26 protein-coding genes are annotated in these 25599 nt (G+C 65.3%); 18 read left to right on the top strand and 8 right to left on the bottom strand.

Annotation, left to right across the window (positions count from 1 at the left end; genetic code table 11):
- Positions 1–347 precede the first annotated feature (347 nt).
- The 3 genes from V5A53_RS00005 to V5A53_RS00015 are packed head-to-tail and all read left to right on the top strand — an operon-like array spanning position 348 to position 5294.
- Entirely contained in the window at positions 348–647 is a 300-nt protein-coding gene (locus V5A53_RS00005) for a DUF7518 family protein (protein WP_332311495.1), read from the top strand.
- 23 nt (positions 648–670) lie between these two features.
- On the top strand, positions 671–4249 hold the full coding sequence (gene smc, locus V5A53_RS00010) for a chromosome segregation protein SMC (protein WP_332311496.1): 3579 nt from the start codon (positions 671–673) through the stop codon (positions 4247–4249).
- Entirely contained in the window at positions 4242–5294 is a 1053-nt protein-coding gene (locus V5A53_RS00015) for a ScpA family protein (RefSeq protein ID WP_332311497.1), read from the top strand. The genes smc and V5A53_RS00015 overlap by 8 nt, the downstream gene beginning before the upstream one ends.
- Before the next feature lie 170 nt (positions 5295–5464).
- Here V5A53_RS00015 and mtnP read toward each other — a convergent pair whose 3' ends face one another.
- From mtnP to V5A53_RS00030, 3 genes are read right to left on the bottom strand one after another with little or no spacing between them, the layout of a single operon-like run.
- Complete coding sequence (mtnP, locus tag V5A53_RS00020; RefSeq protein WP_332311498.1) at positions 5465–6310, bottom strand: S-methyl-5'-thioadenosine phosphorylase; 846 nt, start codon at positions 6308–6310, stop codon at positions 5465–5467.
- 30 nt (positions 6311–6340) lie between these two features.
- Positions 6341–6985 carry an HD domain-containing protein gene (locus tag V5A53_RS00025; protein WP_332311499.1) on the bottom strand — a complete coding sequence of 215 codons (645 nt, stop codon included), beginning with the start codon at positions 6983–6985 and terminating at the stop codon, positions 6341–6343.
- A 22-nt stretch (positions 6986–7007) separates the two neighbouring features.
- The gene (locus tag V5A53_RS00030) at positions 7008–7700 is read right to left on the bottom strand and encodes a phosphoribosyltransferase (RefSeq protein WP_332311500.1); all 693 of its coding nucleotides are present in this window, start codon (positions 7698–7700) and stop codon (positions 7008–7010) included.
- 117 nt (positions 7701–7817) lie between these two features.
- On the opposite strand from V5A53_RS00030, the gene V5A53_RS00035 reads away from it, so the two are divergent.
- From V5A53_RS00035 to V5A53_RS00080, 10 genes are all read left to right on the top strand, one after another.
- Complete coding sequence (locus V5A53_RS00035) at positions 7818–8267, top strand: nucleoside deaminase (RefSeq protein WP_332311501.1); 450 nt, start codon at positions 7818–7820, stop codon at positions 8265–8267.
- A 70-nt stretch (positions 8268–8337) separates the two neighbouring features.
- Complete coding sequence (locus V5A53_RS00040) at positions 8338–9240, top strand: PhzF family phenazine biosynthesis protein (protein WP_332311502.1); 903 nt, start codon at positions 8338–8340, stop codon at positions 9238–9240.
- 140 nt (positions 9241–9380) lie between these two features.
- Positions 9381–11633, top strand: coding sequence for a phosphoenolpyruvate synthase (gene ppsA, locus V5A53_RS00045; RefSeq protein ID WP_332311503.1), 2253 nt, complete (start codon positions 9381–9383; stop codon positions 11631–11633).
- 142 nt (positions 11634–11775) lie between these two features.
- Positions 11776–12450: a hypothetical protein gene (locus V5A53_RS00050; RefSeq protein ID WP_332311504.1), complete on the top strand. Its 675-nt coding sequence runs from the start codon at positions 11776–11778 to the stop codon at positions 12448–12450.
- A gap of 110 nt (positions 12451–12560) precedes the next feature.
- On the top strand, positions 12561–13613 hold the full coding sequence (gene mfnA / locus V5A53_RS00055) for a tyrosine decarboxylase MfnA (protein WP_332311505.1): 1053 nt from the start codon (positions 12561–12563) through the stop codon (positions 13611–13613).
- Between the two features lie 100 nt (positions 13614–13713).
- Positions 13714–13965, top strand: coding sequence for a hypothetical protein (locus V5A53_RS00060; protein ID WP_332311506.1), 252 nt, complete (start codon positions 13714–13716; stop codon positions 13963–13965).
- Positions 13966–14056: 91 nt separating this feature from the next.
- The gene (locus tag V5A53_RS00065; RefSeq protein ID WP_332311507.1) at positions 14057–14980 is read left to right on the top strand and encodes a WD40/YVTN/BNR-like repeat-containing protein; all 924 of its coding nucleotides are present in this window, start codon (positions 14057–14059) and stop codon (positions 14978–14980) included.
- A gap of 75 nt (positions 14981–15055) precedes the next feature.
- Entirely contained in the window at positions 15056–17161 is a 2106-nt protein-coding gene (gene metG / locus V5A53_RS00070; RefSeq protein ID WP_332311508.1) for a methionine--tRNA ligase, read from the top strand.
- An 82-nt stretch (positions 17162–17243) separates the two neighbouring features.
- The gene (locus tag V5A53_RS00075) at positions 17244–17456 is read left to right on the top strand and encodes a DUF7312 domain-containing protein (RefSeq protein ID WP_332311509.1); all 213 of its coding nucleotides are present in this window, start codon (positions 17244–17246) and stop codon (positions 17454–17456) included.
- Between the two features lie 89 nt (positions 17457–17545).
- Positions 17546–18118, top strand: coding sequence for an NfeD family protein (locus V5A53_RS00080; RefSeq protein ID WP_332311510.1), 573 nt, complete (start codon positions 17546–17548; stop codon positions 18116–18118).
- A 48-nt stretch (positions 18119–18166) separates the two neighbouring features.
- Here V5A53_RS00080 and V5A53_RS00085 read toward each other — a convergent pair whose 3' ends face one another.
- Entirely contained in the window at positions 18167–18733 is a 567-nt protein-coding gene (locus V5A53_RS00085) for a class I SAM-dependent methyltransferase (RefSeq protein WP_332311511.1), read from the bottom strand.
- The gene (locus V5A53_RS00090; RefSeq protein WP_332311512.1) at positions 18733–19173 is read right to left on the bottom strand and encodes a DUF302 domain-containing protein; all 441 of its coding nucleotides are present in this window, start codon (positions 19171–19173) and stop codon (positions 18733–18735) included. The genes V5A53_RS00085 and V5A53_RS00090 overlap by 1 nt, the downstream gene beginning before the upstream one ends.
- 131 nt (positions 19174–19304) lie before the next feature.
- Between V5A53_RS00090 and V5A53_RS00095 the strand changes: the two genes are divergently transcribed.
- From V5A53_RS00095 to V5A53_RS00110, 4 genes are all read left to right on the top strand, one after another.
- Complete coding sequence (locus V5A53_RS00095) at positions 19305–20042, top strand: DsbA family protein (protein WP_332311513.1); 738 nt, start codon at positions 19305–19307, stop codon at positions 20040–20042.
- Positions 20039–20590, top strand: a complete 552-nt coding sequence (locus V5A53_RS00100; RefSeq protein WP_332311514.1) for a hypothetical protein — start codon at positions 20039–20041, stop codon at positions 20588–20590. The genes V5A53_RS00095 and V5A53_RS00100 overlap by 4 nt, the downstream gene beginning before the upstream one ends.
- Positions 20587–21012, top strand: coding sequence for a hypothetical protein (locus V5A53_RS00105; protein WP_332311515.1), 426 nt, complete (start codon positions 20587–20589; stop codon positions 21010–21012). The genes V5A53_RS00100 and V5A53_RS00105 overlap by 4 nt, the downstream gene beginning before the upstream one ends.
- 158 nt (positions 21013–21170) lie before the next feature.
- Positions 21171–21545, top strand: coding sequence for a truncated hemoglobin (locus V5A53_RS00110; protein WP_332311516.1), 375 nt, complete (start codon positions 21171–21173; stop codon positions 21543–21545).
- 36 nt (positions 21546–21581) lie between these two features.
- On the opposite strand, the gene V5A53_RS00115 is transcribed toward V5A53_RS00110, so the two are convergent.
- The 3 genes from V5A53_RS00115 to V5A53_RS00125 all read right to left on the bottom strand — a co-directional run bounded on the left by V5A53_RS00115 (position 21582) and on the right by V5A53_RS00125 (position 23946).
- Positions 21582–22121, bottom strand: coding sequence for a DUF1684 domain-containing protein (locus V5A53_RS00115; RefSeq protein ID WP_332311517.1), 540 nt, complete (start codon positions 22119–22121; stop codon positions 21582–21584).
- Between the two features lie 162 nt (positions 22122–22283).
- Positions 22284–22820, bottom strand: coding sequence for a halocyanin domain-containing protein (locus tag V5A53_RS00120; RefSeq protein WP_332311518.1), 537 nt, complete (start codon positions 22818–22820; stop codon positions 22284–22286).
- Between the two features lie 184 nt (positions 22821–23004).
- On the bottom strand, positions 23005–23946 hold the full coding sequence (locus tag V5A53_RS00125; RefSeq protein ID WP_332311519.1) for a hypothetical protein: 942 nt from the start codon (positions 23944–23946) through the stop codon (positions 23005–23007).
- A 325-nt stretch (positions 23947–24271) separates the two neighbouring features.
- Here V5A53_RS00125 and V5A53_RS00130 point away from each other — a divergent pair, with 325 nt between their 5' ends.
- The gene (locus tag V5A53_RS00130) at positions 24272–25519 is read left to right on the top strand and encodes a M20 family metallopeptidase (RefSeq protein WP_332311520.1); all 1248 of its coding nucleotides are present in this window, start codon (positions 24272–24274) and stop codon (positions 25517–25519) included.
- Positions 25520–25599: the final 80 nt, after the last annotated feature.

Consider the following 25599-nt stretch of genomic DNA (forward strand, 5'->3'; position numbering starts at 1 on the left):
GAGGTGTCGCTGGCCGCCCGATTCACCGGGGAGAACGCGTGGTTCACGGGCGGGTTCACGGGCGGGTGGAACGGTAACGACTACACCGACGACGTTCACGGGTTCGTCGACGGCACGGGCTGGACGAGCGCCCGCGGTGGCGTCCGCGAGGGCGTCGGTACCTACTGACCGAGGTCGAGAACGGCTGGCTGGCCTGCCGACGACGACCCCACCGACTACGTCGGAACCTCGATACGAAACGGTGGGGAACCGCGGCTGGACGGCGAGCACCGTCCGATTTCGGATGTATCAGAACAGTTGTCAATGTCTGACGCACATTTATACGTTCGGGGGCGCCAGTCGGTGGTATGTCAGGGAACCGTGTGGAGGAACTTGAGGCCAAGGTGCGCGAACTCGAAGCGACGATCGACGGCTTGACCGACGAACTGGTCGAGACGAAGGAGCGACTGCAGGTTCTCGAGGAGGGTTCCGACGTGGATACGGACGTCCTCTCGCGGGGTACCAGCAGCGCAGCGTCCGCGACGACCGAGCAGGCGACGGAAGCCGACGAGGAAGAAGAGGCGTCGGCCGACGAGGTTAACACCGACGAGGACGACGGAGAGGATAACACGGACTCCGAGTCCGGCGACGACATCATCGTTGCCTGATTCGGGGCGCCACGAGCACCCCCATGCACATCAAAGAGCTCGTCCTCGACAACTTCAAGAGCTTCGGCCGTAAGACGCGAATCCCTTTATACGAGGATTTCACCACCATCAGCGGCCCGAACGGCTCCGGCAAGTCCAACATCATCGACTCGGTTCTCTTCGCGCTCGGCCTGGCCCGCACCTCGGGTATCCGGGCCGACAAACTGACCGATCTCATCTACAATCCGGGCCACGACGACGCCGACGAGGAGTTCGGCGGCGAACGCGAGGCGAGCGTCGAAGTCATCCTCGACAACGACGACGGCACGCTGTCCCGCGAGCAGATCGTCTCCGCGGCCGGCTCGGACAAGGTCGGTGACGTCGACGAGGTGTCGATCCGCCGCCGCGTCAAACAGACCGACGAGGACACCTACTACTCCTACTACTACCTCAACGGTCGCTCGGTCAACCTCTCGGACATCCAGGACCTGCTCGCGCAAGCGGGTGTGACACCTGAAGGATACAACGTCGTGATGCAGGGCGACGTGACCGAGATCATCACGATGACGGCCGGTTCCCGCCGTCAGATCATCGACGAGATCGCCGGCGTCGCGCAGTTCGACGCGAAGAAGGAGGACGCCTTCGAGGAACTGGAGACCGTCCAGGAGCGCGTCGACGAGGCCGAACTACGCATCGAGGAGAAACAGGACCGCCTCGACCAGCTCGAAGACGAACGCGAGACGGCCCTCGAATATCAGGACCTCCGCGACGAGAAAGGGGAGTACGAGGGCTATCTGAAGGCCGCCGAACTCGAGGACAAGCGAGAGGAACTCGACGAGACGACGGTGGCCATCGACGGGCGGGAGGACGAACTCGAAGACCTCCAGCGCGAACTCGACGAGCGTCAGGGCCGCGTCACACGACTCGAAGAGGACCTCGCGGACCTCAACGCCGAGATCGAACGGAAGGGCGAGGACGAACAACTCGCCATCAAACGGGAGATCGAGGAGATCAAAGGCGACATCTCGCGGCTCGAGGACAAGATCGATGCCGAAGAGGAGCGCATCGAGGAAGCCGAGAACAAGCGCCGCGAGGCCTTCGTGCAGGTCGATCGCAAGCAGGAGAAGATCGAGGAACTGGACGGCGACATCCGCAACAAGAAAGTCGCGAAGTCGTCGCTGAAGGCCGACATCCAGGAGCAGGAGGCCGAACTCGAAGCGGTCGAAGCCGAGATTCAGGCCGTCGACACCGAATACGAGGAGGTGCGGGACGCCCTCGAAGAGAACCGCGAGCGGATTCAAAAGCTCAAAGACGAGAAGAACGACCTCCAGCGCGAGCAGGACCGTCTGCTCGACGAGTCCCGGCGGCGCTCGAAAGAGGAGCGCGAGAAGAAGGCCGAAATCGAGGAGGCCGAAGACGAACTGCCGGAACTGGACGCCCAGCTGTCGGACCTCGAGAACGAACTGGAGAAAGCCGAGGCCAACCGCGAGACGATCACCGAGGTCGTCGAGGACCTCAAACAGGAGAAACGCGAACTACAGGACGACCTCGAAAGCGTCGAGGACGACCTCTCGGCGAAACAGCAGGAGTACGCCGAACTGGAGGCCCGCGCGGGCGAAAGCGGCGACAACTCCTACGGCCGCGCGGTCACGACGATCCTGAACGCCGAGATGGACGGCGTCCACGGAACGGTCGGGCAGTTGGGCAGCGTCGCTCCCGACTACACGACTGCCTGTGAGACGGCCGCGGGCGGCCGACTGGCCAACGTCGTCGTCGACGACGACGGGGTCGGCCAGCAGTGTATCGAGTACCTGAAATCCCGCAACGCCGGTCGGGCGACCTTCCTCCCGATGACGGAGATGAACGGCCGGTCGCTGCCGTCGGCGCCGGACCTGCCGGGCGTGGTCGATTTCGCGTACAACCTCATCGATTTCGACCCGACCTACGCGGATATCTTCTCCTACGTCGTCGGCGACACGCTGGTCGTCGAGGACATGGAGACGGCACGCGATTTGATGGGCGAGTTCCGCCTCGTGACGCTCGATGGCGACCTCGTGGAGAAGTCGGGCGCCATGACCGGCGGCTCGAAATCCGGCTCTCGCTATTCGTTCACCAAGAGCGGGAAGGGCCAACTCGAACGCGTCGCCGAGCAGATCACCGAACTCGAAGACGAGAAACAGTCGATTCGGTCGGACGTCCGCGACGTCGAGGACCGCCTCGACGACGCCCGCGACCGGCAGACCGACGCGGCCGACCAGGTCCGGGATATCGAATCCGACATCGAGTCGGTCGAAAGCGAGCGCGAGGACGTCGAGGCGCGCATCGAACGCCTCCAGGACGAACTCGCCGACATCGAGGACGAACGCGAGGACGTCGCCGAACAGATGGAGGAACTGGAGGCCGCCCTCGAGGCGAAAAACGAGGAGATCGACGCCGTTCAGGCGGATATCGACGAACTCGAAGCGGAACTGGAGGCCTCCGAGATTCCGGAACTGACGAGCAAGGCCGAGGCGATTCGCGAGGAGATCGCGGACCTCCAAGACCGGATGGACGACCTCGACGGCGACCTCAACGAACTGCAACTCGAAAAGCAGTACGCCGAGGAGGCCATCGAGGACCTCCACGACGACATCGAGTCGGCACAGAACAAGAAGGCCGAGGCCGAAGAGCGCGTGGTCGAACTGGAGGAGGGGATCGCCGACAAGGAGGCCGAACTCGAGGACAAAGAGGACGAGGTCGCCGAACTCGAAGAGGAACTCGCGGACCTCAAGGCCGACCGCGAGGAACTGAAGAACGAACTCGGCGATGCCAAGGAGGCACGCGACGAGCAGAAAGAGCAGGTCTCCCGCGTCGAATCGAAACTCGACGACCTCCGGGAGACCCGCGACCGCCTCGAGTGGGAGGTCGACGAACTCGCCTCGCAGGTCGAAGACTACGACCCCGAGGAGATCCCGGACCACGATACGGTCCAGAAGGAGATCCAGCGGCTCGAAGCCGAGATGGAGGCCTTAGAGCCGGTCAACATGCTCGCTATCGACGAGTACGACGAGGTCTCCGAGGACCTCGAGGACCTCGAAGCGAAGCGGGATACGCTGGTCGACGAGGCCAACGAGATTCGGGACCGCATCGACCAGTACGAGGCCCGCAAGAAGGAGACGTTCATGGACGCCTACGAGGGCATCAACGAGCAGTTCGAGGACATCTTCTCGCGGCTCTCGGGCGGGTCGGGCGAACTCGTCCTCGAGGACCCCGACGACCCCTTCGAGGGTGGCCTGACGATGAAAGCCCAACCGCGGGACAAGCCGGTTCAGCGGCTCGACGCCATGTCCGGCGGCGAAAAGTCGCTGACCGCGCTTGCGTTCATCTTCGCCATCCAGCGGTACAACCCGGCGCCGTTCTACGCGCTGGACGAGGTCGACGCCTTCCTCGACGCCGCCAACGCCGAGATGGTCGGCGAGATGGTCGAGGAACTGGCCGGCGACGCCCAGTTCGTCGTCGTCTCCCACCGCTCGGCACTGCTGGAGCGCTCCGAACGCGCCATCGGCGTGATGATGCAGGACGACAACGTCTCCGCGGTGACCGGCATCGACCTGTCGGCCGAGGGGGTGCCTGCAGATGATTGACGGATCCGATGCGGAAGACGGCGAGATGGAAGACGAGAAACGAACCGACGGTGGCGCGGCCGACGACATCCCGCTGAACATCGCGGGCCACGAGAAGGAAAAGAAGCGCCGAGAGCAGGAAAACGGCGCGAGCAGGAACGGCACCAGCGCGAACGGGACGGACCCGAACGTCAACGGCAACGGGGCCGGCGACGTCGCTGCCGAGGACGACGACGCGGTCCTCTCGGAGTTCGACGTCTCCGACCCGGACGCTGACGACGACGAGGTCGAACCCGTCGAGTTGCTGGTACAACTCGCCAAGGACGACGAGATCGACCCGTGGGACATCGACGTCGTGACGGTCACCGACAAGTTCCTCGACCGCCTCGACGAGGCGGACCTCCGGACCGGCGGGCGGGCGCTCTTCTACGCGTCGGTCCTGCTGCGGATGAAAAGCGACGCGATGTGGGTCGACGAAGAGGAGCAGGAAGACGAGTGGGCCGGTGAACCGTGGGAGGAGCGACCGCCCGAGGAGGGCGGGCCGGTCGTCGACCCCTTCGACGAACTGGAGCGGGAGATCGACCGGCGTATCGACCGGAAACGGGCCCGTGGGATGCCGGAGACGCTGGACGAGTTGGTCCGTGACCTCCGGGAGCACGAGCGGGATACGTGGTGGAAGGAGTCCCGAACCTACGACACCTCGGAGTCACCGTCGGGCTTCTCCCGTGGCGCCCAGACGCTGGATTACCACTCGGGCGACGATTTCCGGATGGACGACGAGCCGACCGCCGACGACGTGACGGGGACGGCCCACGACGAGCACATGGAGGACATCATCAACGACGTCTACGTCGAACTTCAGAGCCACTACGATCAGGGCCGCGACGAGGTGCTGTTCGCGGAGGTTCGGGAAGCCGGCGGCTCGACGGTCAACACCTTCCTCGGACTGCTCTTCCTGGCCCATCGCGGGCAGATCAAACTCCAGCAGGACGACCTCTTCGGCGACCTCTGGGTGCAGGACCCGTCGGCGACCATCGCCGAGGAACCCGCGACGGCCGACGACTGACCCCCTCAGAAACCCGGAAACGGTTGCCGATAGATTTATATTTGAGACTATGGTATGTTGTCTCACACCATGACTCCGTCACGATTCAGAGAACGGCTTGCCGAGACCCGCGACCGGGTCGACCCCGACGACGTGGTGACGGCGCTGACGTACGTCCGCGAGGACGGCCGTCAGCGGTAATCCTCGATAAGTAGCTCTACGTCCTCACGCGTTTCGCGGCTGATAGCCTCGGGTGGCGTGTTGATAGCGCCGTCGAGTGCCCGCTGACACGAACAGTCAGGGCTCTCGTCGAGCGCGCCGACTATCGCGTCGAGCAGGTCGGACATCGACCCCTCGTTCGCTTCGGCGTTGGCCAGTACCGTCTCCAGCGAGACTTCCTCGCCCTCGTACCAGACGTCGTAGTCGGTGATGCCGGTGATCGTCGCATAGCAGAGTTCGGCCTCGCGAGCGAGATGCGCCTCGGGGACCGTCGTCATGCCGATGATATCGAAGCCGCGGTCCCGGTAGAACTCGCTTTCGGCCTTCGTTGAGAACTGCGGCCCCTCGATACAGACGTAGGTGCCGCCATCGACCACCTCGGCGTCGGTCGCGTCCGCGTGGTCGGCCAGTTCTCCGGTCAGGTGTGGGCAGTAGGGGTCGGCCATCGAGACGTGGACGGTGATGCCGTTGCCGAAGAAGGAGCGGGGGCGGTCCCGTGTCCGGTCGAACAACTGGTCGGGAATCACGAGCGTCCGCGGGGGGATGTCCTCCCGGAGGCTCCCGACGGCGTTGGTCGCGATGACGCGGTCGACGCCGATCTGCTTGAGCGCGTAGATGTTCGCCCGATAGGGGACGTTCGTCGGGTCGTACTGGTGGTTGCGGCCGTGTCGCGGGAGGAACGCGACCTCGGTGCCGTCAACGTCGCCGACCTCCAGCGGCGCACTCGGGGCGCCGAACGGTGTCTGGACGCGCTCCTCGTAGCTGTTCTCGAAGCCCAGCGCTTCGTAGATGCCGCTACCGCCGATGATACCGAGCATACCCGGCCTTCGCGGCCGGGGGACTTCGCTTTATGGCCCGCCGTCGGTGGCCCCGCCGGTCTCCGATTCGGTTCTGGCGGCCTCGTATCGTTCTCGCACCCGCTCGAACAACTCTCGTCCTCGTTCGGTCGATAGTCGTGGCTCGCTCGTCGCGAAGAACTCGTCGAGGGCGTCGTACTCCTCGAAATGCCCGTTGTCCGCGTCGGGGTCGTAGCGGCCCTCCCGTTCGTAGACCAGCGCTTGCAGGCAGGTATCCAGCAGGTCCATGTCCTTGACGAACCGTGCCTCTGGGCTCTCGCGGGCCTCGTAGGCCTCCCAGACCTCCCTGATATCCGTCCCGAGTCCCGCAAGTGGGCCGTCCATCGCCGCGCGTTCGCGTCGCTCCTTCTCCGCTTTTTCGACCGTCTGGGCGCCCGTCTCGGCTCTGGTCGCGATGTCACCGATCTCGGCTTCGGCCACGTCATGGACGGCCGCGATTTCGAGCGCGCGCTCGCGGTCGAGGTCCGGCGGGCAGAACCGGACGACGAGCAGGCTCACGCCCCACGAATGGGCGGCGACCGATTCCGGCCGCTCGATGCCACGGAGTTGCCACCCCGTTCTGATCTCGTCTTTCAGGCCGTACGCGTGGGTGAGGGCCTCGATGGTCTCGTCGGCGTCGAACGAGTCGTCGGGCATGTCACCGGAGTCGTCGGGCACGTCAGGCGAGTCGCCAGCGCCCCTCGCCGGCGGCTTCGGCCACGTTGCGGCGCTCCATCTCGTCGAGTACCTCGTCGAGGCGGTTCGGCTGGGCGATCTCCATCTCGATGCGTTCGACGCGGTGATACTCCGAGAGGAAGTGCCGGATGTCGCCCTTCGTGAACGTCTCCTGGTCGGCCTTCTCCATGACGCCGCTCGTGAGGTCGATCATGTCCTCGATGAAGTTCCAGGGGTAGACGACCCACGTCCACTCCTCGAGGCGCTCGCCGACGAACTCGGGTTCGAACTCGCTGGTCTGGAGCAACTGGAGGGTTGCGGTGCGGACGTTCGCGCAGTCGCGGTTGTTGACGTACTCGTGGGCCCGGCGGATGGAACCGCCCGTGTCGGCGATATCGTCGATGACCAGCACGTCCTTGCCCTCGACGCTGCCCTCGGGCATCGGATACCGGACCTGCGGTTCGTCGGCCTTCTGGCCGGTGCCGACGTAGTGTTCCATCTTCAGACTCGTCAGGTCGTCGAGGCCGAGGAAGTCACAGATACAGCGCCCGGCGAACCAGCCGCCGCGGGCCAAGGCGACGACGACGTCGGGTTCGAAGTCGGCCGCCTTGACCTGGTTCGAGACGTTCCGACAGAGGCCGTAGATGTACTCCCAGTTGGTGACGGTGCATTTGAACTCGTCCGGGAGGTCGCTCATGTTGCGAAACTCTGGGGCGGCCGGCATTAATCCCACCGACCCCGCACGAAGGCTTGCACCCTGCGAACGCTTCGCGCTGGCCGAACGCCTAAGCCGCGGGCGCCGGAACGGGAGCCAATGCCTGATTTCGAGGCCTTCGACCACGAAGCGCACATGGAGGCGGCTATCGACCTCGCCTACGAAGCCATAGAGCGCGGGGACCGCCCGTTCGGCTCCGTGCTGGTCCGCGACGACGAGATCGTCATGCGGGAGTCGAATCACGTGCTCACGGAAGACGACATCCGCCGGCATCCGGAACTCCATCTCGCCCATCGGGCCATGCGCGAGATGGACCCGGCGGCCCGCGCGGAGACGGTCCTGTACACCAGCACCGAACCCTGTCCGATGTGTAGCGGTGGGATGCGGTACGCGGGCTTCGGCCGCGTCGTCTACAGCGTCAGCGCCGAGGAAGTCGTCGAGTTCACCGGCGGCGACCCGGCGACTCGAGCCGCCGAGATACTCGATTATGAGGTGGTCGGGCCGGTCGAAAACGAGGCCGGGAGAGCCGTTCACGAGGCCTTCTGGTAGCGCGCCGTCGGCGGCCGCCAGGTTCCGGACACGGCGCCCGACTTAAGAACCGCCCGCGAGACGTGCCCGTATGGACACCCGACGCACGCTTTTAGTCGACGCCTTCACCGACGAACCGCTCTCGGGGAATCCGGCAGGACTGGTTCCCGACGCCGAAGGGCTCTCCGAGGACGCGATGGGGGCGATCGCCAACGAACTGAACGCCTCCGAGACGGCCTTCCTGTTGCCCAGCGACGAGGCCGACCGGCGGATTCGTTACTTCACGCCGACACAGGAGGTCGACCTCTGTGGCCACGCAACGGTCGCCAGCCACGCGTGGCTGGCCGAGGACGGCCAACTCGATGACGGCGAGCACACCCTCCAAACGAACGTCGGCGTCCTCGATATCGAAATCGAGGACGGAACGGTCTGGATGACACAGGACACCGCCGAGGTGAACCGCGTCGACCTCGAGTACGAGCGCGTGGGCGCGGCGCTGGGTGTCGACCCCGCGACCATGACCGACATCGGCGCCGACATGCCGCTGGCGACGGCCTCGACCGGCCTCGACTTTCTCATGGTACCCGTCAACTTCCTCGAAGCCCTCTCGGGCATGGACCCCGATATGGGCGCCATCGCCGAACTGACCGAAGAACTGGGCGTGACCGGCGTTTACACCTTCACCTTCGATGCGCTGGATATGGATTCGACACTCCACGGACGGATGTTCGCGCCCGCGGCGGGCGTCGACGAGGACCCCGTGACCGGGACGGCCTCGGGTGCGGCCGGCGCGTATCTCCGCGAGTACCGGGCCTTCGACGGGGAGTTTCCCGACGAGATGGTCTTCGAGCAGGGCCACTTCCTCGACCGGCCGGGGCGGGTTCGGGTGCGCGCCCGGAGCGACCCCGTTGCGGTCGGTGGCCGGGCGGTGACGGCCTTCGACGGCAGTATCGTCGTTCCGGAGTTCGACGAGGACGATATCATCGAGGCGTAGGCGGACCACTGTAACTGGCGCTGTTGGCCGAATCGACGCGTGTGGGCCGCTAGCAACCCGATATCGTTCCTGACAATCCTTGTCGGAAAGGCACGCTTCGGAACCTTCTTTAGCGGTGTGGACGGTCACTCACGTACAAGATGGCTGTACTCTGGCTGGACGAAATCGGGTCCGACGACCTCGGGGCGGTCGGCGGCAAGGGCGCATCCCTCGGCGAAATGACGGCCGCGGGACTGCCCGTTCCGCCCGGTTTCGTAGTCACCGCGCAGACCTACCGAACGTTCATCGAGGAGACCGGCATCGACGACGAGCTGTTCGAGGCAGTCGACGTCGATTCCGAGGATTCCGCCGCGCTGGCCGAGGCCGAGGCCACCGCCAAGGAACTCATCCTCGAGACGGAACTACCCGAACCGGTCCGTGAGGACATCCTCGCGTCCTACGACGACCTCGACGACGGCGAGGCCTTCGTCGCCGTCCGGTCGTCGGCGACCGCCGAGGACCTGCCCGACGCCTCCTTTGCGGGCCAACAGGAGACCTTCCTCAACATCACCCGTGAGGACCTCGTCGACCGCGTCAAGCGCTGCTGGGCGTCGCTTTTCACCCAGCGTGCGATCTACTACCGCAACGAGCAGGGCTTCGAACACGACGTCGTCGACATCGCCGTCGTCGTCCAGAAGATGGTCGACGCCGAGAAGTCGGGCGTCATGTTCACCTCCCATCCGTCGACCGGCGAGCCGAAGATCATCATCGAGGCCGCCTGGGGTCTCGGCGAGGCCGTCGTCTCCGGCTCGGTCTCCCCGGACAACTACGTCGTCGACCGCGAAAACGACGAGGTACTGGATGCGACCATCGCCGACAAGAAGACGATGATGCTCCGCGACGAGGAGACCGGCAAGACCGTCGAGCAGGAGGTCCCCGACGACCGACGGAACGCCCGCGTGCTCGACGACGACGAGATCGCGGACCTCGTCGACCTCGGCGAGCGTGCCGAGAACCACTACGACGAACCGCAGGACATCGAGTGGGCCATCGTCGACGGCGAGGTCTACATGCTGCAGTCCCGGCCGATCACGACGATCTCCGAGGACGCCACCGAGGAAACGGCGGCCACCGACGGCAACGGCGACCAACTCGTGCAGGGTCTCGGTGCCTCGCCCGGCATCTCCTCGGGCCCCGTTCGTATCGTCCGCAAACTCGACCAGCTCGATAAGGTCAGCGAGGGCGACATCATCGTCACCGAGATGACGACGCCCGACATGGTGCCCGCGATGAAACGCGCAAGCGGCATCGTCACCGACGAGGGTGGCATGACCAGCCACGCCGCCATCGTCGCCCGTGAACTCGGTGCCCCCGCGATCGTCGGCGCCGGCAACGCCACCGAAGTCCTCGGTGACGGGCAGGTCGTCACCATCGACGGCGACAAGGGCTCGGTCACCGAAGGGGCGACCGAACCCGAAGAGGAGACAGACGCCGTCGAGGAGGTCCGCCCGCAGAGCCCGGTCAAGCCGATGACCGCGACCGAAGTGAAGGTCAACGTCTCCATCCCGGAGGCCGCCGAACGCGCCGCCGCGACCGGCGCCGACGGCGTCGGCCTCCTGCGGACGGAGCACATGATCCTCTCGACGAACAAGACGCCCGAGCGCTACCTCGAAGACCACGGCAAGGACGCCTACATCGACGAGATCGTCGAGGGCGTCCGCGGCGTCGCCGACGAGTTCTATCCCCGCCCCGTTCGCGTTCGCACCCTCGACGCGCCGACCGACGAGTTCCGGCAACTCGAAGGCGGCGAGGACGAACCCCACGAGCACAACCCGATGCTCGGCTACCGTGGCATCCGTCGGAGCCTCGACCGACCGGACGTCTTCAAATACGAACTGGAGGCGTTCAACCGCCTGTTCGACATGGGCTACGACAACGTCGAGATCATGTTCCCGCTGGTCAACGACGCCGAGGACGTCCTTCGGGCGCGGAACCTGCTCGAAGAGGTCGGCATCGACCCCGAGAAGCGCCGCTGGGGCGTCATGATCGAGACGCCCGCCTCCGCGCTGACCATCGAGGAGATGGCCGAGGAGGACATCGACTTCGCCTCCTTCGGCACGAACGACCTCACCCAGTACACGCTCGCTGTGGACCGCAACAACGAGCACGTCGCCGACCGCTTCGACGAACTCCACCCCGCGGTGCTGAAACTCATCGGCACCACCATCGAGACCTGCCGCGAACACGACATCGACACCTCGATTTGCGGACAGGCTGGCTCCAAGCCGCAGATGGTCCAGTTCCTCGTCGAGGAGGGCGTCTCCTCCATCTCGGCGAACATCGACGCCGTCCGCGACGTCCAACACGAGGTCAAGCGGAAAGAGCAGGAACTGTTGCTGGATTCGGTCCGCTAAGTTCCAGTCGGTAGGTCGGACCGCTTTTTCGGGCAGAACTCCCATCACGTCACTTTTATTCGCCGACTCCCTGGTGTGGCCCATGCGACGGGGTTTCGCGGCTGTTGCGTTGGTGTGTTTAGTCGCCCTTGCCGGGTGTTCGATGCTTCCCGGAACGTCCGACGGCGGAGCGCCCGGCGTCGAAGACGGCGAACTGACCGACTCCGAGGCGTTGCTCGACGCACACGTCGAGGAACTCACTGGGTCGGGGTATACCCACGAACTCAACGTGAGTCAGCGAGTCAGCACCGGTGAGAACCGGACGGAATCCACGCGCCGCCAACGGACCAGCGTGGCGCCCGATGCCGCCGAATACCAGTTCCAACTGATAAACGACGGACGTGCGTCGTCGCGATTCCTCGTCTGGGGCAACGAAACGGTCGAATATCAGAGCATCGAGGCGGGTGGAAGCCGCGAGTTCCGGCGCTCCGACCCCACGCCCCCCGAATCGCTGGCCGGGGCAACGCTCCTGGAATCGCACCTCACGGCGCCATACGAGGTCGAAGAGATCGAAGAACGCGATGGGCCCAACATCATCCATCTCCGTGCGACGGGCCGGCCGTCGGATGCGTCAGCGTTCCCCAACGAAGCGGCCGATATCAGCAACTACGAGGCGGAACTGGTCATCGACGAGCGGGGGCGCATCCTGGCCTTCGGCGCGCAGGCCGACTACCAACTGAACGGTGAACCCGCCGAGTATCGACTCGACTTCGAGGTCACGGCGACCAGCGACCCCGGCGTCGAACGGCCCGGATGGGTCGACGATCTCGAATCGTAGGGCGATACGATTCTTCTACGACTCGCTTTGCTTCGCCTCGCTCCGCGAGGCCCGAGGCGTGTTATCCGCAACCGCTACTGCTAAAAGTACGGACACGAATTCCGATACGTATGCAGCGGGCCGAACCGCAGGATTTCAGCCGAGTGCTGTCGTCGATGTGTACCGAGCCACATCCGTCGGCCCGCAAGGCGGCCGAACGTTTCCTCGCGACCAACCCCGGCGACCCCGGCACCTACGAGACGGTCGCCAAACTCGAACGCGAGGCCGTCGATATGCTCGGGGAGGTGGCCGGCCTGCCCGACGCGGCGGGCTACATCTCCTCGGGCGGCACCGAGGCCAACATCCAGGCGGTTCGCATCGCCCGCAACCGTGCCGACACCCGGAACCCCAACTTCGTCGCCCCGGCTTCCGCGCACTTCTCGTTCCGCAAGGCCGCGGACATCCTCGGCGTCGAGTTACGGACCGCACCGCTCGAAGATTACCGCGCGAACCTCGATGGCGTCGCCGAACTCATCGACGATGACACCATCCTCGTGGTCGGCGTCGCCGGCACCACTGAGTACGGCCGCGTCGACCCGATTCCCGCCCTGACGGATATGGCCAACGACGTCGACGCTCTCTGTCACGTCGACGCCGCGTGGGGCGGCTTCGTCCTCCCTTTCACTGCCCACGCGTGGAACTTCGACGACGCCGACATCGACACGATGACCATCGACCCCCACAAGATGGGGCAGGCGGCGGTACCTGCCGGCGGCCTGCTGGCCCGCGGCCCGGAACTGCTCGACGAACTCGCGATCGACACGCCGTATCTGGAATCCACCTCGCAGGTGACGCTGACCGGGACCCGGAGCGGCGCGGGCGTCGCAAGCGCCGTCGCCGCGATGGAGGAGTTGTGGCCGGAAGGCTACGAGGCCCAGTATCGGCGCTCCCAGACCAACGCCGACTGGCTGGCCGCGGAGGTCCGCTCACGCGGCTTCGACGTCGTCTCGCCCGTCCTCCCCATCGTCGCGATGGATTTCTCCCGCGACCGCATCGCCGAGCTACGGGACCGTGGCTGGCGCATCTCGCCGACCGAGAACGGCGAGGCTCGGGTCGTCTGTATGCCCCACGTCACCCGGCCGATGCTCCAGGAGTTCCTTTCGGACCTCGACCGGTTGGCGTGAGTCGAATGGCCGGATTCGACCGTTTAAACGTTCATAAACCGATTAAACGGTCGAACGGTCTCGTCGGTTGAAGTCGGTTCGTCGTCTACGACCGGGTACGATGAAGCGAACGATATCGATCCTGTTTGCCGTGCTGGTGGTCGCGAGCGCCTTCGCCGCGCCCGTGGCCGCCCAGCCTGGCGGCAACGTGGACGAGTGTCAGAACGCCGAGGAAGGGCCGAGCGGTGATGCGGGACCGCCGGGCTTCGTGAGCGGACTCCTCGATGGGGTCGCCGGGTTCCTCGGTGACCTATTCAGTAACCTGCCGGTCCCGAACTTCGTGAAGGGCTTCTTCGGCGCCTCGACGTGTTGACCGCACGACTGCGAACCCATCGGTAACCGGTACGTTGCCCCGGTCGACCCGACGCTCCAGACTTAAGTCCCCCGACGTACTGGGGCCATTCATGAACCTGCTTTTGGGGGCACGGACCGGGGTCTTTCGGGGACGACCCGAGGCGGTAGAGGCCCCCGTCCGCGTTCTCGATTGTGACCGGGTCCTCCGCGTTCGAGCGTTCGGACCACGGGTCTACGCGGCGACCCGCAGCGGCCTCTATCGCTCGCTGGACGGCGGCCGGTCGTGGAACCACATCGAGACGCCGCGGCCGGAGGTGTATTCGGTGCTGGAAGCCCCGGTCGGCGAACGGCTCTACGTCGGCACGCACCCAGCCCACGTCTACGTCTCCGAGGACGCGGGCGAGTCGTGGGCCGAGTGTGAGACGTTTCAGGAACTCCCCTCCCGCGAGGAGTGGTACACGCCGCGACATCGGAACGAGTCCCACGTCCGGGCGTTGCGGTCGGCGGGCGGCGAGCGCATCGTCGCCGGCGTCGAGGTCGGCGGCGTCCATCTCAGCGAGGACGGTGGCGAGACGTGGACCGAGCGCCGACAGGGGGTACACGACGACGTCCATCACGTGCTGGTGCAGGACGCCGAGGAGTGGGTCGCCTCGACGGGTACCGGGCTCTATCGGACGCGGGATTCGGGCCGGTCGTGGACGCGTCTCGACGGGGACCTCGACCGGCGGTACTTCCGCGAGGCCTTCTCTTACGACGGCCGCCTCTATGCGGCCGCGACGGCTGGTCCACCGCCGACGTGGGACGGCCCGAAGGGAACCGACGCCGCCCTCTACGAGTCCTGTGACGGCGGCGACACGCTCGAACCCGTCGAATACGCGGGGGCGCCCGGCGAGTTCGTCCTCTCGTGGGCGGCGGCGGACGGGAACGTCTACGCGGGCACGACCGGCGGCCTCCTGCTCCGACGGGAACCGGATGGCTGGCTCGGCGCCGGGTCGATATCGGCCGAGATCGGGTCGCTTGCGGCCGTCGAATAGAGGTCTCGCCGCTCGAACCCCGAAGGTGCGTCCCATAGCGGGACTGTTTTACCCCCGACGGACGGCATGTCGTGTATGCACGAGGAGTTCCCTACCGACGACCCCGCGGTGGTCACCTGCGGGTTGCCGTACGCCAACGGCGACCTGCACGTCGGCCACCTGCGGACCTACGTCAGCGGTGACGCCTTCTCCCGGGCGCTGGACCGTGTCGGTCAGAACGTCGCCTTCGTCTGCGGCTCGGACATGCACGGCACGCCTATCGCCGTCAACGCCGCCGAGGAGGGCGTCGACCCCGAGGAGTTCGCGCTCGAGTACCACGAGCAGTACGAGGAGACGTTCCCGAAGTTCAACGTCGACTTCGACAACTACGGCCACACGCACGACGAGACGAACACCGAGGTGACACGGGAGTTCGTCCGCTCGTGGATCGACAACGACCACGTCGTCGAAAAGGAGATCGAGGTCGCCTGGGACGCCGAGGAAGACCAGCCGCTGCCGGACCGCTTCGTCGAGGGGACCTGTCCCTACTGCGGCGAGAAGGCCCGCGGCGACGAGTGTGACGAGGGCTGTCAGCGCCACCTCGAACCCGGCGAGATCGAAGACCCCGTCTCGACGATCACGGGCAACCCCGCCGAGTACCGCACACGGCCGCACAAGTTCCTCCGCCTGTCGGACTTCCAGGACTACCTCAAGGCCTTCATCGACCGGCTTGAGGGCACCGAGAACGCCCAGAACCAGCCCCGTGAATGGATCGAGGGCGAACTGGAGGACCTCTGTATCACCCGCGACATGGACTGGGGAATCGATTATCCGGGCGATGGTGAGGAAGCCGAAGACCTCGTCCTCTACGTGTGGGTCGACGCGCCCATCGAGTACGTCTCCTCGACGAAGCAGTACTCCGAGCGGGTCGGCACCGAGGCCTTCGACTGGGAAGCCGCCTGGAAGAACCAGAGCGACGGCACGCCTCCTGAGGGTGGCGACCTCGTCCACATCATCGGCCACGACATCATCCAGCATCACACCGTCTTTTGGCCGGCCATGTTGCGGGGCGCCGACTACAACGAACCCCGCGCAGTCATGGCCTGTGGATTCGTCAACCTCGCCGGCAAGGCCTTCTCGACCTCCCGGAATCGGGCGGTCTGGGCCGACGACTACATCGAGTCAGGCCTGCATCCCGACCTCTATCGGTACCACATCATCACCGGAAGCGAGTTCACCGCCGACGTGAACTTCTCGTGGGACGGCCTCCAGGAGCGCGTCAACAGCGAACTCGTGGGCACGCTCGGGAACTTCTGCTATCGCTCGCTGCTCTTCGCCGAGCGGAACTACGACGGCACGCCCGACACCGACGTCAGCGAGGGAGTCCGAGACCGCATCGAGGAGGCGATGGCCGAGTTCCGCGAGGCCATCAACGACTACCGGGTCCGCGGCCTCGGTCGTGCGCCGGTCGAACTCGCGAAGTTCGGCAACGAGTACATCCAGCAGCACGAACCCTGGAAGCTCACCGACGACGACCCCGAGAAAGCGGCGCAGGTCATCCGCGACTGCGTCCAGATCTCGAAGGCCGTCGCGGTCCTGATGGAACCCGTCCTGCCCGGCAAGGCCGAGGACCTCTGGAGCCAACTCGGCGAGGACGGCTCCGTCCACGAGGCGGACCTCGGCGATGCGCTTGCGGCACCGCCCGCCGAGTTCGACGACCCCGACGAACTCTTCGGCCAGATCGAGGACGACCGCGTCGAGGAACTCAACGAGCAACTGGAGGAAAGCATCGCGGCCGCGGAGGAAGAAGCCGATGCCGAAACCGAAAGCGACGAGGAGGCCGCCGACGAGAGCGAGGATATGGACATCGAACCCATCAACGACGAACGGGTACGTTTCGAGGAGTTCCAGGACCTCGACCTCCGCGTGGCCGAAGTACTGTCGGCCGAACCCATCGAGGGCGCCGACAAACTCGCCAAACTGCAGGTCGACATCGGCGTCGAAGAACGGCAGATCGTGGCGGGTATCAAGCAACTCCACGACCTCGATGAGCTTCCGGGAACGCGCATCGTCGTCGTCGCCAACCTCGAGAAGAACGAGCTGTTCGGCGTCGAATCCAATGGCATGCTGCTTGCGGCCGGCGAGGAGGCGGACCTCCTGACGACCCACGGTGACTCCGAACCGGGCACGAAGATCCGGTAGCGGTCGTCCTCCCTTTTAAACCCGCCAGCGACGCCTGCCGTATCCCGACAACCATTTGCGCGCGGTGCTGTTATGACCGGATATGAGCGACCGCGAGGACGCCGAGGAGTCGGCCGAGGACGTTGCGGACGAGGAGTGGGCCTTCACGCTCTCGGACCTCGAAGACCGCGAAGCGGCCGCAGAGGAGCGAATCCGCCCCATCGAGGCCAACACTCCGTCGCTCGAGGGGACCGTCTTCTTCCTGCTCGGCGTCGCCTTCGCCGTGTTCGTCATCTCGCGGCTCTTCGTGGGCTGATACGGCTCGTTACACCGAGTCGTATGAGGCCGCCGCGTTCGCGCGGATACCGTCCGAACCATTATCCTCTGGTAACCCCTAGAGCGGGTATGGCGGAACTCTTCGGCTACTCGGTACCGTTCCTGCTGGTCCTCATCGGAGCGGTGCTGATGGTCATGGAGGCGTTTGCCCCCGGTGCCCACTTCATCGTCATCGGGCTCGCCCTGCTGACGGCGGGCCTCGTCGGGTTGGCCATCGGGCCCGCGCTCCCGACCGCCGTCCTGCCGCTGGTCCTTGCTGGCGTCGTCCTCGCCGCCGGCGGTGCCGCCCTCTACGTCTATCGAACGTTCGACTTCTACGGCGGGAAGGGCGCCGGCAAGACCTCGGATTCGTCGTCCCTGCGCGGCAAAACGGGCCGTGTGACCCAACGGGTCACGAAAGACGATGGGGAGATAAAACTGGACAGTGGCGGTTTCAACCCCTACTATCAGGCTCGGGCGATGGGCGGCGAGATCCCCGAAGGTGAGGAGGTGATGGTCGTCGACCCCGGCGGCGGCAACGTGGTCACCGTCGAATCCGTCTCGACCTTCGAGGACGATATCGACCGCGAACTCGCCGCCGACCGCCTGCAACAGGACCGCGAGTCCGACCGCGACGCCGACGGGGAACGCGACCCCGCCTGACTGCGGCGCGGTCGTCGTTCGACGCTCCGGTCCGGTTCGACGTGCTGGCTACTCGCCGCCGAGCGTCGCGACCAGGAGGAACGTTTCGGGCCGGACTGCTTCGTGTTCGATCTCGAAGCCGTGCTCGCCGAGTGCGTCGGCCGCCTCTGCGGCGGTGAACCGTTCGTCGACCGGCGGGCCGTGCTCGCCGCTGCCCGTCGCGGCCCAATCGACGATGACGAGTCGTCCGTCGGAGGCCAGCACGCGGTCGATCTCGGCGATGGCCTCGTCGTTCGCGAACTCGTGGTAGGTCATCGTCGAGAAGGCGGCATCGAGGCTGTCGTCGGCGAACGGGAGGTCGCCCACGCCGCTGGTCACGGGTTCGACGTTCTCCGGGAGGCCCTTCTCCCGGTAGTAGTCGTGCATCTCTTCCTGTATGTCGACCGCGTACACCTCGTCGGCGTGTGGGGCGACCTCGTCGGTGTAGAAGCCGGTGCCGCTCCCGAGGTCGGCGACGGTGTCGGTCGCCTCGGGAGCGACGGCCCAGAGCAGTTCCTCCGCCGAGAGGAACCGGTACCGTCGGGCGGCGTCTTCGAGTCGGTCGGCGCCGGAGGCGTCGAAGGTGTGAAACCCCATTACAGGTTCCCGAAGGCGTCGTCGACGAGTTCGCCGGTCTCGGCGATGATGTCGGCTATCTCCTCGTCGTCGGGCGACATGCCGAGGAGACGGGCGATGCGCATGATGGAGACGTGGTAGACGCGCTGTTGGCCGGGCGCTTCCTCCCAGACGACGACGTTGCAGGGCATCAGCGCACCGAGGCGGTTGTCGGTGACGTCGAGCGCACGGTCGGCGACCGAGGGGTTGCAGGCGCCGAGGACGTAGTAGGGGTCCCGACCGGCGTCGACCTTCTCGTTGAGCATCTCGGAGACGGAGAACTCGACGGGGATGCCGAATCCGGCGTCCGTAAAGGCCTCACGGACGTGTTCGATGGCTTCCTCGTGGCCCATCTCGAGGGTCGTCTGTTCTTCACCGATCTCGTCCGGGTCGATCTGCGAGGGGTCGATAGGGAGTGGCATTCCTGTAATATATTGGGTGCTTGCAGAAAAACCCTTTCGACACCGACACCGACGGTCACGGTCTGTGCTGGTCGAATCGGGCGGTCAACAACCACAAAGCCAATCAACGTCGATAGTATTCTTGTACATAAATGGATAACGAGAGCAAGATTACTCGGCGACGGGCCCTCCTCGCCGGTGGGGCGACGACCGTCTTCGGCGGCGGTATCGCGTATCTCGCGTCCCGCTCCGAATCGAGCAGTCCGACGTACGTTCCCGAGTCCTCCCAGTCGAGCGACGGGACGACTGGCCTCGGTATCGAACTCGCCGGCCGGCCCGTCGCTGGCGACGCCGATGCACCGGTCGATATCTACTACTGGACCGATTACCTCTGTCCCTTCTGCAAGAAGTTCGAGACGGAGACGCTTCCGGACATCGGTGAGAACTACCTCGATACCGGGGAGGTGCGACTCGTCACGCTTCTGTATCCCAACATCGGGGAGTACTCGATGCCGGCGGCCGTCTGGAGCCGGTGTGTCTGGTCGCAGGTCGCCGACAGCAACCCGGCTGCCTTCTGGCGCTGGCACGAGGCGGCCTTCGACGAACAGGCGGAGTCCGGCAAGGACTGGGCCGACGAGGAGACCTTCCGGGGCGTCACCGAGCGAACGGACGGCGTCGCCGTCTCCGAGGTCGAGTCCTGCCGGCAGAACCGCGGCGAGGATATCCGTGCTTCCATCGAGCCGAACCTCGAGATCGCGCAGTCGGCAGGGATACAGGGCACGCCGGGCTTTCTCATCTACAATCGCGACTCGGAGGCGGCGGGCAAACTCGTCGGCGCCCACCCCTACGAGAACTTCGAGAGCGCCATCGAGCAGGTTCGACAGGCATGACCGAAACGCATCCTCCCGGCGGGCCGTGGGCCCGTAACCTCGCGTCGGCGCTCGGCTACCCGCTCACGTCGAACCGCCGACTGCTGGTCGCGGGTGCCGTCGCGGTGCTGACCTACGCACTGCTGGTGTTGAGTACGTTCCCGCAGTTCACGATACAGCTTCTGACGAGGAACCCGACGGACGTCTTCTATGCGGTGGCGTCGCTGACCCGCGAGACGTATCTGAGCGTCGGCTGGCTCGGCCTGGGTCTCGTCACGACATATGCGCTCTTGACGGGCGTGGCCGTGACGAACGCGGTCACGCTCTTCCGCCGAGCGCGCCGCCGGAGCGCCTCGACGGCGCTCGGCATCCTCCCGGGCTTTCTGGCGGCCGGCTGTGCGAGCTGTGGCGCCGGCGTCCTCGGCGCTTTGGGCTTCGTCGGCGCGATGGCGGCTCTCCCCTTCGAGGGGAACCTCCTTCGACTCGGCGGTATCCTCCTACTCCTGTTCTTCCTCGGCCGGACCGGCGACCCCCGGACCTGTTCCATCGACGGAGGGCTCCTCTCGTGACGGACGCTGAACGTTCGGGTCGCCGACGGCGCCTCCTCAAGAGTCTCGGCGTCGGTATCGGCGCCTTCCTGCTTTTCGGAGTCGTCACGGGCCTTCTCCCGAACCCCATCTACGTTCGCATGGTCGAGCGCACGCCGGCCGATTACGTCTTCCTCGTCGCGACTGCCGCCTTCGCTGCGGCGTTCGTCTACCAGCGGTCGCTGACCGACGACCCCATCGGGGACCGCTTTGCGGCCGGCGGCATCGTCGGCGGTTTCCTCGCCTTCGGCTGTCCGATCTGTAACGCGGTGTTGCTCGCGCTCTTCAGTTCGTCGGCGCTGATGACCTACTTCGACCCCCTCCGGCCCGTCCTCGGAACCGTGAGCGTCCTGCTTTTCGTCGGCCTGCTCTCCTATCAGCGCCGACGCTGTACGCGCTGTTGAGAGGCGGATCGGCCCCCCGACCTGAAAATCGGCCGCGTTCCAGAAACTGGGAACCGGCGGCGATTTCTTGTAGCAGGAGGCCCATCTCCACGACGTTCGGAGTGGGATTTCGGTGGTCCCGAAAGGCCACCGTGCCGACACGATATTCACGACCTGATATGAGCGATACGACACTGTACGACCGGCTCGGCGGCCACGACGGCATCCGTGCGGTCGTCGACGATTTCTACGACCGGTTGGTAGCCGACGAGGAGTTGGGACCGTTCTTCGAAGACGCCGACATGGAGCGGCTCCGGAAGACGCAGACGGATTTCCTCTGTGAGGCGGCCGGCGGGCCGGAGACCTACGACGCGGCTCCGGTCCGTGAGGCCCACCTCCACGTCCCGTTCACGCCTGACCACATCCAACGAGCGGTCGAACTCCTCTACGAGAGCCTCGACGCCTTCGACGTTCCCGAGGAGGACGCGGATGCGGTCGTCGAGGCGGTAGCGGCATACGAGGAGGAACTGCTGGCCTCGCCCGAGGACGAGTAAGCCGCGCGCTTCGGACGGCCTATCGCGCGGCCTCGTCTAGTGGTACGCCTTTTCGCCGGCTTCGATCGGTACGTCGAGCCAGTTTTCGGTCGGCGGGAGGGGACACTCGTACTCGTCGGAGTAGGCACAAGTCGGGTTGTAGGCCTCGTTGAAATCGAGAATCCATGTCCCGTCGTCGGTCCGATGGCTCTCGGGTTCGAGGTCGAGATAGCGACCGGCGCCGTAGGTTTCCTCGCCGCTGGTCGCATCGCGAAACGGGACCCAGAGCCGCTCGTCGTCGGGGTCGCTCTTGTAGGCTTCGAGCGTGACTTCCTCGCCGTCGACCTCGAACCGGAACTGTCCCCACCGGAGGTAATCCCGCTCACCGTCGGTGCTGGTTCCGACGGTCACCGTCTCCTTGTCGTCGTATTCGTGTAACTCGAGTTCGAACCGATACGACTCGTCGATGGGGTAGTAGGAGAGCCCCTCGAAGCCGCCCCGTTCGGCCGCCGGTATCGGCGAGTGGGGGTTCGTCCCGAAGTACTCGTCTTTCGCCTCACGGTCCGCTCGAATCTCGGCCTTCCAGTCCGTGTCCATATCCGTGTCTACCGGTTCGTCGGTTCTATGCTTTCGGCCGTTTCCCACCGCACGGGACGACCCGGAAATCTCGACGTTCCGCCGGACTCTATAGTCGTTTCCCTCGGCTGGGGTGGACGAAGGGCAATGAAAGGACAGCAAGAGGCGTCGGCTCCCACCGCCTCAGTCGATGACGATAGAGCCCTTCATACCGAGCGACAGGTGTGGTTCACAGTGGTAGAGTGCGATGCCGGACTCGTCGAACGTGTACGAGTACTCGTTATCGGCTCCATCAACTGCTTCACCGGAACTGAACTCGTAGTCGGATTCGCCGATCTGATCGTCCGGTTCGGCCTCGACGTTGTGGGCCCCGCCCTCACCGGTCCACTCCCACAGGATCTCGGTTCCGGACGAAACAGCTACCGCGGATGGTCCGTACGCTAACCCGTCGTCCCCGGCTCCGACGTCTATCGACACATCGCTCTCCTCACGGAGATCCATGATCTCCCCATCGTAATTATTCGCCGCATCACCGACGTCCGTCTCGGTCATCCACTCGTCGACGGCCGGATAGTCGCTTCCCGGAATCGTGTCCGCACCGTTTCCGTTCCCGTCGTCGCCGGCACAGCCCGCTAACCCCGCGACGCCCGCTGCCGAAAGTGTGGCGATCGATTTGAGAACCGTACGTCGCTTTCCCTTCCCGCGTGGCATTCGTTCCATAGTACTAAACTATTGTTCTCGATGCACATATATTGTAACCTCTTCTGACCCTTCAGAAAGTAGTGAAAGACGGCTTGTACCCGTGTATAGTCCCAAATTCTCGTGGATTTATATCTCGGTTGACATTCGGTGATGGGATAATACCGGTATCTCGCCGGACGCGTTCGGCTGTTACGGCCCGGCTTCAGGAATAGCGAGGCAGCGTGGTCAACTCGCCCAACGGCGCATAAAACAGGAGGTGCTCTCGTCCGAGGTCTCCCGGGGCTGGCCGGCGGTCACCGCCGGTGTGAACGGCCTGCGCGACGAGATAGTTGAACCCGAACGTGAGTTTGAAGTAGTCCTCGACGAGCCCTTCGTCGATGGTCGCTGCGAGGGCGTCGTGAATCACCCGGCCTTTGGTTCGGGCGGTCTCACACCCCGGTTCGGGGAAGAACTCCCTGGCGAAGAACGCGTATTCCGCCTCGGCATCGAGGAACTCCGGGACCACGTCTTCGATCGACTCGGGTGGGCCCGCTTCGAGCGCCGCATCGTGTATCCGGTCGGCAAACGGGGCGACGGACTGCCACTCCGGTGACGGCGAGTCCGGAGACCGGTTCTGATAGAAGTCGATACAACAGTCGGGATAGCCGTGTAATCGGCCCTGATACCGCTCGAAGGCTTCGAACGAATCCGCTACGACCGCCTCGACGTTCTCTCGCATGACCGCCTCCGGCGTCGGGGCGTCGTCTTCCCGGAAGAGGTACACGCGAGCGCCGTAATGGAGACGGTTGTCCGTACGTAGCCACTCCGGAACGACGAAACAGCGACCGGGAAACTGTCGGTCGAGGTAGTCGACTTCCGGAACGGTTCGTAACTGCCGACGAAACCGACGGGACGCCTCCCAGAGGTGCTGTTCGGTGAGCGATTCGACCCTCACGTCGATGCGTTCGTAGGTCTCCTTGGAGTCTCGCAGGCCGGCTAGCCGTCGTTCACTGGGCGAGAACTCGTCGGCCGTCCGCAGTGCTCGCGACTGCCCGGCGAAATACGTCTCGTCGAGCTGGATGCTGGCTCCCTTCCTGTGCCCGTCGAGTACCGCCTGTCCACTCAGCGCGGCAAACGTCGGGAGACGACGAATACCGTCGGACACGTCACGCTCTCCTGTGGTCGTCTGCGGCCGGATCAACGCCCATGCTCCGTGTCTCCATTACGAACGCGAACCTCGTTAAAGACAGGGCTACCGAGAACTGCCGTTCGTATTTTCCCGTAACTGATCGGTCCCCCCATCGCCCGACACTATCGGACCGTTCGAGGACTCGTCTCAGCGAAATCCGCTGTTTGCAGGGAACCCTTTTGCCGGTACCGGCCGAACGGTGCGATATGCGAGAGACGTTCGTCAGCGGCGGCGATACCGCGTGGACGAGCGCGGCCGACGAGGCGAAACACGGCGGCACCGAGGGAACCCGCGACTAACGATGGCTGCCGACACTCCCACCGCGTTCGTCGAGCGCCGCCGCGACGAACTGGTCGAACGCACCCTCGATCTGCTGTCGGTCGACACCGCGAACCCGCCGGGGTCGACCCGCGATATCGTCGACTTCATCGAGGCGTATCTCGATTCCTTTGACGTCGATATCGAACGGGTCGCCGTCGACCCGGCGAAACCCAATCTTCTGGTCACCGTCGACGGGGCGGGCGACGGAACGCTCCTCTACAACGGCCATCTGGATACGGTCCCGTTCGACGCCGACGCCTGGAGCCACGACCCGCTCGGGGAACGCGTCGACGACCGCGTGTACGGCCGCGGCGCGACCGACATGAAGGGTTCAGTCGCCGCGATGCTGTTCGTCATCGAGGCCTACACCGAAACCGGAACGACCCCGCCCGTCGACCTCGCCTTCGCGTTCGTCAGCGACGAGGAGGTAAGCGGCGATGCCGGTCTGCCGGCGCTTCTGAAGGACGACCGCCTCGCTGCCGACGCCTGCGTCATCGGCGAGCCGACCTGCGAGGAGGGCCGCCACTCGGTGACGGTCGCCGACCGCGGGAGCATCTGGCTGACGCTCGACGCCCGCGGCGAGGCGGCCCACGGATCGCGGCCGATGCTTGGCGAGAACGCCATCGACCGCCTCTACGCGGGTATCGAGACGCTTCGCGAGTGGTTCGGCACCTGGGAGTTCGACCTCGATGCCGCGATGGTCCCCATCGTCGAGGAGTCGGTCGAGTACTACGCGCCGATGATGGGCGAAACCGAGGCCCGGAAGCTGTTCACGTCCCCGACGATCAATCTGGGGACCATCGAAGGCGGGGAGGCCATCAACAGCGTCCCGCAGTCGGCACGCGCCGAGATCGATATCCGGCTGACGGCGGGCGTCCAGACGCCGGCGATGCTCTCGGCGATCCGGGCGTGTGCCGCCGACTGCGAGGGCGTCACCATCGTCGACGTCTCCTGGAGCAACGGGACTGCCGAACCCGTCGACAGCCCGCTGGTCGAAGCCGTCGCCTCGACGGCAGAGGACGTGGTCGGCGAGCGGGTCTACCGACGAAGCGCGACCGGGGGCGGCGACGCGAAGAAACTCAGAACCGCTGAAATTCCGACCGTCGAGTTCGCCTTCGGGACCGATACGGTCCATGCCGTCGACGAGTACACGACCGTCGATGCCCTCGTCGATAACGCGGCCGTCTACGCCCGCCTCCCGGAGGCGCTGGCGAGCGCGATTCGGTGACAGCGTTCGAGCGACGGGCCGACGGACGGTCCCCGTCCGTGGGAATCGCCACAAGTACTTAAATACGGATGGGGCGTAAT

The organism is Natronomonas sp., assembly GCF_036625485.1.
Classification (GTDB): Archaea; Halobacteriota; Halobacteria; order Halobacteriales; family Haloarculaceae; genus Natronomonas.

Bases quoted from the DNA above. Each gene is read 5' to 3' on its own strand.
- V5A53_RS00005 (WP_332311495.1), top strand. From the start codon at position 348: ATGTCAGGGAACCGTGTGGAGGAACTTGAGGCCAAGGTGCGCGAACTC.
- smc (WP_332311496.1), top strand. From the start codon at position 671: ATGCACATCAAAGAGCTCGTCCTCGACAACTTCAAGAGCTTCGGCCGT.
- V5A53_RS00015 (WP_332311497.1), top strand. From the start codon at position 4,242: ATGATTGACGGATCCGATGCGGAAGACGGCGAGATGGAAGACGAGAAA.
- mtnP (WP_332311498.1), bottom strand. From the start codon at position 6,310: ATGCTCGGTATCATCGGCGGTAGCGGCATCTACGAAGCGCTGGGCTTC.
- V5A53_RS00025 (WP_332311499.1), bottom strand. From the start codon at position 6,985: ATGCCCGACGACTCGTTCGACGCCGACGAGACCATCGAGGCCCTCACC.
- V5A53_RS00030 (WP_332311500.1), bottom strand. From the start codon at position 7,700: ATGAGCGACCTCCCGGACGAGTTCAAATGCACCGTCACCAACTGGGAG.
- V5A53_RS00035 (WP_332311501.1), top strand. From the start codon at position 7,818: ATGCCTGATTTCGAGGCCTTCGACCACGAAGCGCACATGGAGGCGGCT.
- V5A53_RS00040 (WP_332311502.1), top strand. From the start codon at position 8,338: ATGGACACCCGACGCACGCTTTTAGTCGACGCCTTCACCGACGAACCG.
- ppsA (WP_332311503.1), top strand. From the start codon at position 9,381: ATGGCTGTACTCTGGCTGGACGAAATCGGGTCCGACGACCTCGGGGCG.
- V5A53_RS00050 (WP_332311504.1), top strand. From the start codon at position 11,776: ATGCTTCCCGGAACGTCCGACGGCGGAGCGCCCGGCGTCGAAGACGGC.
- mfnA (WP_332311505.1), top strand. From the start codon at position 12,561: ATGCAGCGGGCCGAACCGCAGGATTTCAGCCGAGTGCTGTCGTCGATG.
- V5A53_RS00060 (WP_332311506.1), top strand. From the start codon at position 13,714: ATGAAGCGAACGATATCGATCCTGTTTGCCGTGCTGGTGGTCGCGAGC.
- V5A53_RS00065 (WP_332311507.1), top strand. From the start codon at position 14,057: ATGAACCTGCTTTTGGGGGCACGGACCGGGGTCTTTCGGGGACGACCC.
- metG (WP_332311508.1), top strand. From the start codon at position 15,056: ATGCACGAGGAGTTCCCTACCGACGACCCCGCGGTGGTCACCTGCGGG.
- V5A53_RS00075 (WP_332311509.1), top strand. From the start codon at position 17,244: ATGAGCGACCGCGAGGACGCCGAGGAGTCGGCCGAGGACGTTGCGGAC.
- V5A53_RS00080 (WP_332311510.1), top strand. From the start codon at position 17,546: ATGGCGGAACTCTTCGGCTACTCGGTACCGTTCCTGCTGGTCCTCATC.
- V5A53_RS00085 (WP_332311511.1), bottom strand. From the start codon at position 18,733: ATGGGGTTTCACACCTTCGACGCCTCCGGCGCCGACCGACTCGAAGAC.
- V5A53_RS00090 (WP_332311512.1), bottom strand. From the start codon at position 19,173: ATGCCACTCCCTATCGACCCCTCGCAGATCGACCCGGACGAGATCGGT.
- V5A53_RS00095 (WP_332311513.1), top strand. From the start codon at position 19,305: ATGGATAACGAGAGCAAGATTACTCGGCGACGGGCCCTCCTCGCCGGT.
- V5A53_RS00100 (WP_332311514.1), top strand. From the start codon at position 20,039: ATGACCGAAACGCATCCTCCCGGCGGGCCGTGGGCCCGTAACCTCGCG.
- V5A53_RS00110 (WP_332311516.1), top strand. From the start codon at position 21,171: ATGAGCGATACGACACTGTACGACCGGCTCGGCGGCCACGACGGCATC.
- V5A53_RS00115 (WP_332311517.1), bottom strand. From the start codon at position 22,121: ATGGACACGGACTGGAAGGCCGAGATTCGAGCGGACCGTGAGGCGAAA.
- V5A53_RS00120 (WP_332311518.1), bottom strand. From the start codon at position 22,820: ATGGAACGAATGCCACGCGGGAAGGGAAAGCGACGTACGGTTCTCAAA.
- V5A53_RS00130 (WP_332311520.1), top strand. From the start codon at position 24,272: ATGGCTGCCGACACTCCCACCGCGTTCGTCGAGCGCCGCCGCGACGAA.